Origin of the sequence: Azohydromonas lata, assembly GCF_034427735.1 — a bacterium.
In the GTDB taxonomy this organism is placed as follows: domain Bacteria; phylum Pseudomonadota; class Gammaproteobacteria; order Burkholderiales; family Burkholderiaceae_C; genus Azohydromonas; species Azohydromonas lata.
In genome coordinates this window covers 1-335 of the sequence record NZ_JAXOJX010000236.1, presented here as the reverse complement: position 1 = coordinate 335, position 335 = coordinate 1, and the positions used below count along the sequence as shown (strand labels likewise).

The following is a 335-nucleotide window of genomic DNA, read 5'->3' as shown; positions in this document are numbered from 1 at the left end:
AGCGCGCGGCTGGCGTTCTGCTCCACCAGCAGCACCGTCATGCCCTGCCGGTGCACGTCGTTCACGACCTCGAAGATCTTGTCCACCATGATGGGCGACAGGCCCATGGAGGGCTCGTCCAGGATCAGCAGCTTGGGGCGCGCCATCAGCGCGCGGCCCATGGCCAGCATCTGCTGCTCGCCGCCGCTCATGGTGCCGGCGAGCTGCGCGCGGCGCTCCTTCAGGCGCGGGAACAAGGTGAACACCTTCTCGATGTCGGCCTCGATCTCGCGGTCGTTGCGGATGAACGCGCCCATCTGCAGGTTCTCGGTGATGGTCATGCGCGTGAAGGTGCC

Annotated in this window: 1 protein-coding gene; it reads right to left on the bottom strand. The window is 66.9% G+C overall.

The window, feature by feature from the left end:
• Nucleotides 1-335, bottom strand: a 335-nt coding sequence (locus tag SM757_RS35195; RefSeq protein WP_322468895.1) for an ABC transporter ATP-binding protein, incomplete at both ends; no start/stop codon positions are given.